At 38.7% G+C, this 7270-nt stretch carries 8 protein-coding genes; 2 read left to right on the top strand and 6 right to left on the bottom strand.

The window, feature by feature from the left end; all coding sequences use genetic code 11:
• Positions 1 to 124: 124 nt before the first annotated feature.
• The 4 genes from BGM26_RS15265 to BGM26_RS15250 form a co-directional block, all read right to left on the bottom strand.
• The gene (locus BGM26_RS15265; RefSeq protein WP_217041192.1) at positions 125 to 1198 is read right to left on the bottom strand and encodes a hypothetical protein; all 1074 of its coding nucleotides are present in this window, start codon (positions 1196 to 1198) and stop codon (positions 125 to 127) included.
• Complete coding sequence (locus tag BGM26_RS15260; RefSeq protein ID WP_217040835.1) at positions 1195 to 1668, bottom strand: anti-sigma factor family protein; 474 nt, start codon at positions 1666 to 1668, stop codon at positions 1195 to 1197. Before BGM26_RS15260 ends, BGM26_RS15265 begins: the two co-directional genes overlap by 4 nt.
• A complete protein-coding gene (locus tag BGM26_RS15255; RefSeq protein WP_367949341.1) occupies positions 1665 to 2237 on the bottom strand; it encodes an RNA polymerase sigma factor in 573 nt (190 codons plus the stop codon). Before BGM26_RS15255 ends, BGM26_RS15260 begins: the two co-directional genes overlap by 4 nt.
• Positions 2238 to 2498: 261 nt before the next feature.
• Positions 2499 to 2693 (bottom strand): hypothetical protein, encoded by a 195-nt coding sequence (locus tag BGM26_RS15250; protein WP_217040834.1) that lies wholly within the window; start codon positions 2691 to 2693, stop codon positions 2499 to 2501.
• A gap of 288 nt (positions 2694 to 2981) precedes the next feature.
• Here BGM26_RS15250 and plsY point away from each other — a divergent pair, with 288 nt between their 5' ends.
• Together plsY and BGM26_RS15240 are read left to right on the top strand one after the other, a co-directional pair.
• Positions 2982 to 3608 (top strand): glycerol-3-phosphate 1-O-acyltransferase PlsY, encoded by a 627-nt coding sequence (gene plsY, locus BGM26_RS15245; RefSeq protein ID WP_217040833.1) that lies wholly within the window; start codon positions 2982 to 2984, stop codon positions 3606 to 3608.
• A 209-nt stretch (positions 3609 to 3817) separates the two neighbouring features.
• Entirely contained in the window at positions 3818 to 4750 is a 933-nt protein-coding gene (locus BGM26_RS15240; RefSeq protein ID WP_217040832.1) for a manganese-dependent inorganic pyrophosphatase, read from the top strand.
• 618 nt (positions 4751 to 5368) lie between these two features.
• On the opposite strand, the gene BGM26_RS15235 is transcribed toward BGM26_RS15240, so the two are convergent.
• Both BGM26_RS15235 and BGM26_RS15230 read right to left on the bottom strand, forming a co-directional pair.
• Positions 5369 to 6451: an NAD(P)H-dependent flavin oxidoreductase gene (locus tag BGM26_RS15235; RefSeq protein ID WP_217040831.1), complete on the bottom strand. Its 1083-nt coding sequence runs from the start codon at positions 6449 to 6451 to the stop codon at positions 5369 to 5371.
• 24 nt (positions 6452 to 6475) lie between these two features.
• Positions 6476 to 7036 (bottom strand): thioredoxin family protein, encoded by a 561-nt coding sequence (locus BGM26_RS15230; RefSeq protein ID WP_217040830.1) that lies wholly within the window; start codon positions 7034 to 7036, stop codon positions 6476 to 6478.
• Positions 7037 to 7270: the final 234 nt, after the last annotated feature.

Raw genomic sequence — 7270 nt, 5'->3', positions numbered from 1 at the left:
CTCCAATCAACTCAGATTATTAAATAAAAATCGCATTATAAAAGCAACAAACTTTACGAAAACAGCATTTAATTATTTCTGAAAAGAGTTTATTATATTTGCAAATCTATTTTTTACTGTTTCTCTATTCCTCTATTTTCTTTGCCTTATTGCCTAGAAGCAGTTTAAAGCCCCCGCCGATTAGCAAGATACATACAATGGCTGTTTGGAAGTAGCGATCGAACCAATACCTTAAGTCAAAGTTAATCATATCAACGAGCATCGGAGAAATGACTGGAAGCAGAATATTTGTCGTCAAATAATATAGCCCAAGCAATACAAGCCCAATGCCGATCCATTTCTGCTGATTGATTAAATAAGAAATAATCGGTGTATCTTCCATCGCCTCGTCACCGTATTTAGATGCTCTTTGTAATCCGTCGAAAAAGCTGTAAAACCAAATGATCGGAATTAAAAATAGGAAAATCCCTAACCGGAGAACATCTAGTATGTAGATCGAAAATAGAAAAGCCGCCATCAACTGGATGCCCCGGCGCTGAAACCCAAGATATAAGTGACCTGCCCCAGGGAAGATAGATAGAAATGTGGCTATAGCTTTGCTTTTCTTCCCATCCTCTCTTCGCGTTTCAAAATCCTCTAAAATCGTCCGATCAACAAGCTCTTCCCCTTTTTGTTTTCGATTCAACTGCTGGATGGCATCGAAAAAACCGTAGACCCATATGACCGGTAAAATAGCCAAGAATACTAAGAACTCGCTTCGGTGTGTTAAAACGGCTACAAAAAATACCATCACCCCTAAACCGAGAAATGCAGTCAGTAGCGTCATGCCACGATTCATTAGACCTAATTGAAAATGCCCTACTCCTGGAATAAAAGACAGCAGGATTGTGCGGAACCGTTCGTATTCCATATCATTAGCTGGAACCGTATTTGATGCTGGTAGCTCCTGTTTGTTCTGAAAAAGCCTAGAGGCAGTGATACCTGTATCAACTAAATTGACAATGTATAGGAAAATTCCTAATAGAACAATAAACCCTGCAATATTCCCGTAATAACCATTAATAATCATAAAGAAAATAGAAATGAGTAGAAATTCCGCTAGCATATAAACAAATCCTCGAAATACTTTCCCTAAATAAAGCAATCCTCCACCAGGGAAAAATGCTAACAGAAATGCGATAATTGGATTCTTCATTATTTTTCCGCCTCCTTCATTTTTTCTAAAGAATCCATCCAGGCAAAGGTTTTATCAACTATGCCTAATGACAAAGGTGTTTCTTTCTCCTGGAATTCTGGACTCTGAACGTTTTCAGCATATTTCGTAATCGATTGGAATACACCCGTCATCATTAAGAGAATGGTCATCGCAGCTGCGATAGAATAATGGAAGACGGCTGATTGACAGAATGGTTTCCTCATTTCCCCAATTGATTTAGAGCTACGAATTTTGGAAACTTTACTTTCTGAGATTTGAGCCATAACAAGATCGGTAAAGTCAGCTTCATTTGAAATAACAGGTAACTCGGTTTCCTCCTCCGCCACCGCCTGAAAATAGATTTCCAAACATTGGTCACAGCTATAAAGATGATTTTCATATAACACTCGGGCATCCTCATCCAACTCATTTTTTACATACGCTAACCACTCTTGCTCAGAATAATGCTTCATGAAAAATCGTCCTCCTTCCAATGCTTTTTCATCCAGTTACGTGCACGGTAAAGCTTTGTCTCAATTGTTTTGACTCCAACTTTTTGTTCCTCGGCTATTTGCTGATAGCTTTTTTCAGCTATGTAAAAATCATAAATAACATTTCGATAGTTTTCAGGCAGCTCTAGCAGCTTTTCTCGAACAAGAACGCGCCTTTCTTTTTCAATCATTTCGGTTTCCACGCTTTCTCCATGACCTTGAAAGTCGTATTCCACCGATTCCATCACTTCTTCTTGCCTTCGATCTCGCTTTCTTTTCACATCGATCGCGTGATTAACCGCAATCCTCGTCATCCATGTTTTAAAGCCTTGACCCTCATATTGGGGGAGAGAGTGATAGATCTTTATAAACACTTCCTGTGCGGCATCTTCCGCTTCTTTCCGGTCTCTTAAGACAGCATAAATGGTCCGGAACAAATCATTGCGGTATTTTTCGACCAATAAACGAAACGCATGGTCATTGCCGCTCATTATTTTTTGGATAATAATTTGGTCGCTAATCGCTCTCTCCCCCTTTCTGACAGCTTCCACCCTAATAGACGAAGGTTTATCACCTTACCCCTACACAAAATACAAATATTTTTCAAAAGTATTTTTTGCTTTACTATTTATCTCCTCAATTAAAATATAAAAACGCCTGGGAAGGAAAACTCTCCAAGCGTCTAAAAATTGTAATGCATAAGATTGAAATCAAATTCGCCTTGGCGTATTTGCGCCCAGATTTTTATCGAGCTTACTCGATAAATTCCTTTAAAAAATCTGAGGCATCCGCCTTTTCTTCTTCTCCTTCAATTATTTAAGCCAAATATATATACCCAAAGCTAATAATGATAAAAAGATAGCAATAGCATATATTAAAGTAAGATTTGTAGTATTCTTCTTATGTGCTTTTGAATAATTTTGGTCCCCTTTTCTTATGGCTATAAGGGTAAGAACAACAGCTATCAAAGTAAGGGCAATCACTAAAAAAATAATAGAAGCACTCATGAACACACCCCTTTGTAATTCATAGATATATTCATTATAGTGATAAACAAAAGAGAATGAAAGCCAACTTTCCCTTTATATGAATCAACTGTTATTCTTCTCCATCTCTTGTTTCGAAAATAACCATTTACATGGTAAAATGTTGTTAATAATAACATGCTTGAGCGTATGCTCCCAATCTAGCAAATAATATCAACCGACAATTTATTATTCACTCAGAAAATCCTTAGAAATTACTGTTCATAAGCATGTCTTCACTAATATGAACGAATAAAAAAGGGGGATATGATGACATCATTACTTTTACTATTTGCTTATTTAATAGGATCCATCCCTACTGCACTTCTTGTCGGCAAATATGCGTTCAATATTGATATCCGCGAACATGGCAGTAACAATCCTGGAGCCACCAATACATTAAGGGTCCTTGGGAAAAAGGCAGCTGTTATTGTGCTGCTTGTCGATGTTGGGAAAGGCGCGCTTGCTGCCTCACTGCCTATTCTATTAGAAATAGAAATTGAACCATTATATGTAGGACTGATCGCAGTCGTTGGCCACTGCTTCCCTATTTTTGCTGGATTCCGTGGCGGCAAAGCGATCGCTACTACTGCTGGCGTTCTGCTCGTATCAAATATTTGGATGTTTTTAGCTGCATATCTTGTTTTTATCTTTGTTATCTATATATCGAAATATGTTTTTTTTGGATCGCTTTCCGTAGGCCTCACATTGCTTTTATACTCTTTCTTTACACCAGGCCGCGAGCATGAACTCATTTTTTCCTTTTTTTTATTCCTATTAATCTTGCTCCATCGCTCAAATATTAGTAACTATTTTCATAACATCGAGCCAAAAATTAATGATAAAAAGATCAAGGATGATCGGATTCCACCAAAAAGGAATGTAAACCGAACTTGAATGAAAAACCAAATGTTGGAACATCCATTCCATCCACAGCAGTTAAGTTTTCTTAGATTTCTGCTATGCAGTTCCGTTTCAAATTCAGATTCTCCAGTTACGAGATTATTTCTAGATAGTGCAAAAGTTGATTTTTCCTGCTATGGTATGTATGGTAAAATTACAAATAGGCTGACCATGCCATAACTCTAATATCAAGGAGAGGGAATATGTCAAAAGTATTTGTTTTCGGACACAAAAACCCCGACACAGACTCAATTTGTTCGGCGCTCGCATACGCAGAATTGAAAGTGAAATTAGGTGTAGACGCGGAGCCCATTCGTTTAGGACAAGTTAATGAAGAAACACAATTTGCGCTAGATTATTTTAAGGTTGAAGCACCTCGTTTCGTAGAGGCTGTTTCAAAAGAAGCAAGCGAAGTGATTTTAGTAGATCATAACGAGTTTCAGCAAAGTGCTGACGATATCCGTGATGTGAGAATTCTCGAGGTTATCGATCATCACCGCATCGCGAATTTCGAAACAAGCGATCCACTATACTACCGTGCCGAACCTGTTGGCTGCACAGCGACGATCCTGAAAAAAATATATAAAGAGAATGCAGTGGAAATTAGCAAAGAAACGGCTGGATTAATGCTATCTGCCATCATTTCTGATTCCCTGCTGTTCAAATCCCCGACATGTACGGATGAAGATGTAGCTGCAGCTCGTGAGCTTGCTGAAATCGCTGAAGTAAATGCAGAAGAATACGGATTAGCCATGCTGAAAGCAGGAGCTAACCTTAGTGATAAAACGATCGAAGAGCTCATAACCCTTGATGCAAAAGAATTCCAAATGGGCAACTACAAAACAGAAATCGCTCAAGTAAACGCAGTGGACTTAAATGACGTCTTGAATCGCCAAGACGAGCTGGAATCCGTTCTCTCCGAGTTGATTACGAAAAAAGAATTAGATTTATTCGTATTCGTCCTCACTGATATTTTAAACAACGATTCTGTTGTTATCGCTTTAGGAAATGAAACAAAAGCTGTTGAGGAAGCTTATAATGTAACCCTTGAAAATAACTCCGCTGTTCTAAAAGGTGTTGTTTCACGTAAGAAACAAATTGTTCCGGGGCTTACAAAAGCGTTAACTGAGAAATAATATTGAGCAGTGCCAAATAGGCACTGCTTTTTTATGTATGCTATTTTCGCAAACTATTCGAAAAGGAAAAAACGGGCCTCATGAGGAGTTTATGAGGACCGAAAAATGCTCAAAAAGAAAAAAGCAGGCCTCATGAGGGGTTTATGAGGACCAAAAACTACTCAAAAAGGAAAAAACAGGCCTCATGAGGGGTTTATGAGGACCGAAAAATGCTCAAAAAGAAAAAAACAGGCCTCATGAGGGGTTTATGAGGACCAAAAACTGCTCAAAAAGAAAAAAACAGGCCTCATATGGGGTTTATGAGGACCGAAAAATGCTCAATAAGAAAAAAAACAGGCCTCATGAGGGGTTTATGAGGACCAAAAACTGCTCAAAAAGAAAAAAACAGGCCTCATGAGGGGTTCATGAGGACCGAAAACTACTCGAAAAGAAAAAAGCGGTCCTCATAAGGGGTTCATGAGGACCGAAAACTGCTTGATAAGAGAAAATTGATCGCCATGAGGGAGGCATGGCAACCAGAAATAAATCAGGAATAAATTCATGAAGCAACAGCCCACTATATATAAGCCTTTATAAAAGATTAATGGGATTCATAACCTAACTAGCGAAATTCTCGCTTTATATGCGAATGCTTCCACAAATTTCTTCTGTCTCTTCTATAAGCCGTTTCATTAGCTCATATACCGTCGTTTCGTTCGCTAAGCGCAGTCCTTGGCCCGCCCATAAAGACATGAAGTCAGGTTGGTTTACCTTTGCAGCCTGCTTTCTAATTGAACCTGTTAAATCATTTTGAATAGGGAATGGCAGAATCGAACTTGATAATGGGCTCATCTCTTTTATAAACCGATTGTTAATTCCCCTTGCAAGTTTCCCTGAAAACGATTTTGTGAGAACTGTTTGTTCCTCTGTGCTATTTAATAATGCTTCCTTATAAATCGGATGGGCTCCACTTTCTTTACACGTTAAAAAAGCAGTTCCTAACTGAACCCCTTCCGCTCCGAGAATCATGGCTGCGGCAATCCCTCTGGCATCCATTATTCCCCCTGCCGCGATGACAGGTTTGCTGACAGCATCAACAACCTGAGGGATAAGAGCCATGGATCCAATTAAACCGCTATCCTCATCATGATAAGTCCCTCTATGCCCTCCTGCTTCACTTCCCTGTGCTACAATCATGTCAACACCGCTCTCTTCCAGTTCCATCGCTTCATTCACATTCGTAGCGGTTCCAATGATGATACACTCTTGTTGCTTAAGCTCCCTAATCACGTCTTTATCTGGAATTCCGAATGTAAAACTGCAAACTGATACGCCAGCCCTTAGAACTTCCTCTAATTGATTTTCATAGAGAACTTTATAGTTCTTCTCTGGATGTGGAGAGCTTTCTTCTATCCCCAATTCACTTTGATATTTAGCTAAAACTCTTGCCATTGTTTTAAAGTCTTCCTGCTTATATAAGGTACTTTCATTTGGTACAAATAAATTCACGCCGAATGATTTGTCTGTCAAACATCTGATTTTTTTGGTTATTTCCCTAATTTCATCCGGCTTCATGTAACCTGCTCCAAGATTGCCTAACCCACCGCAGTTGGATGTCTCGCTGATTAATTCTGCAGTTGTAATTCCTCCTGCCATCGGTGCCTGGAAGATCGGATAATCAATGCCTAATTTCTCCGTTATTTCATTGCGATTCCAACCCATTAAAGACACTCCCTCTCAGGTTTACTAATTCTCCTGCGAAATGCTTTCTATTATACTTTCTGCAACTACATGCCAAAGAGTCTCATTCTCCTGATAGGAGGCCACTAACCTTTTATACATAGCTGTCTGTTTATCTTTAAAATCAGAATCATCCTGTGAAGGCAGCTGGCTGCGTTCATAATCTACGATTTCCTGGATCTTCTTTGCTCTTGGTCCCCAAACTGCCTTCTCCTCCCCATCTTGATCAATAAAAACAAAAATTGGAATCGCCCGTGATGTTCCATTCGTTAAATATTGATCCATTAATTCAAGGTTTGAATCCCTTAATATAAAACGAACCTCCATGCCAATTTCTGCTGCAATTTTCAATAGGACAGGGTTATTTACTAACGCGTCCCCACACCAGTCTTCTGTTAATACAATTGCTCTAAGACCCTTCTCTTTAATAGCCGTTAAACGCCGCTTTTCCTCTTCTAATAGCGTGAATTGATCTAAAATTCGAGTCATTTCTTTTTGATTTACATTCATGCCAGTTATATATTGATTAGGTGTTAAACCTTTGTCGAACCATTCATTTAAATGCATGTTTACACTTCCTCTATGATATTTTTCGCTTTCTACTTCTCCATCAAGGCTTAACATTCCTTCTAAAAATATCCGCCTAATTTATTTGTCGACAAAACGCTGTAAAAACAAATCTTTTCCTGGGAAATATGAGCAGGTTTTGTCGAATATTACTTTTAATATTTTAAAAAAGCTCTTTTCGCATAGTTTGTTGTTTTTGACTTTAAAAGTTTGCCCGTTGATTTCCGCTTCGGC

It is taken from the genome of Bacillus sp. FJAT-29790, from assembly GCF_019039215.1.
Lineage (GTDB): Bacteria > Bacillota > Bacilli > Bacillales > Cytobacillaceae > Cytobacillus.
This window is presented reverse-complemented; position numbering and strand designations above follow the sequence as displayed.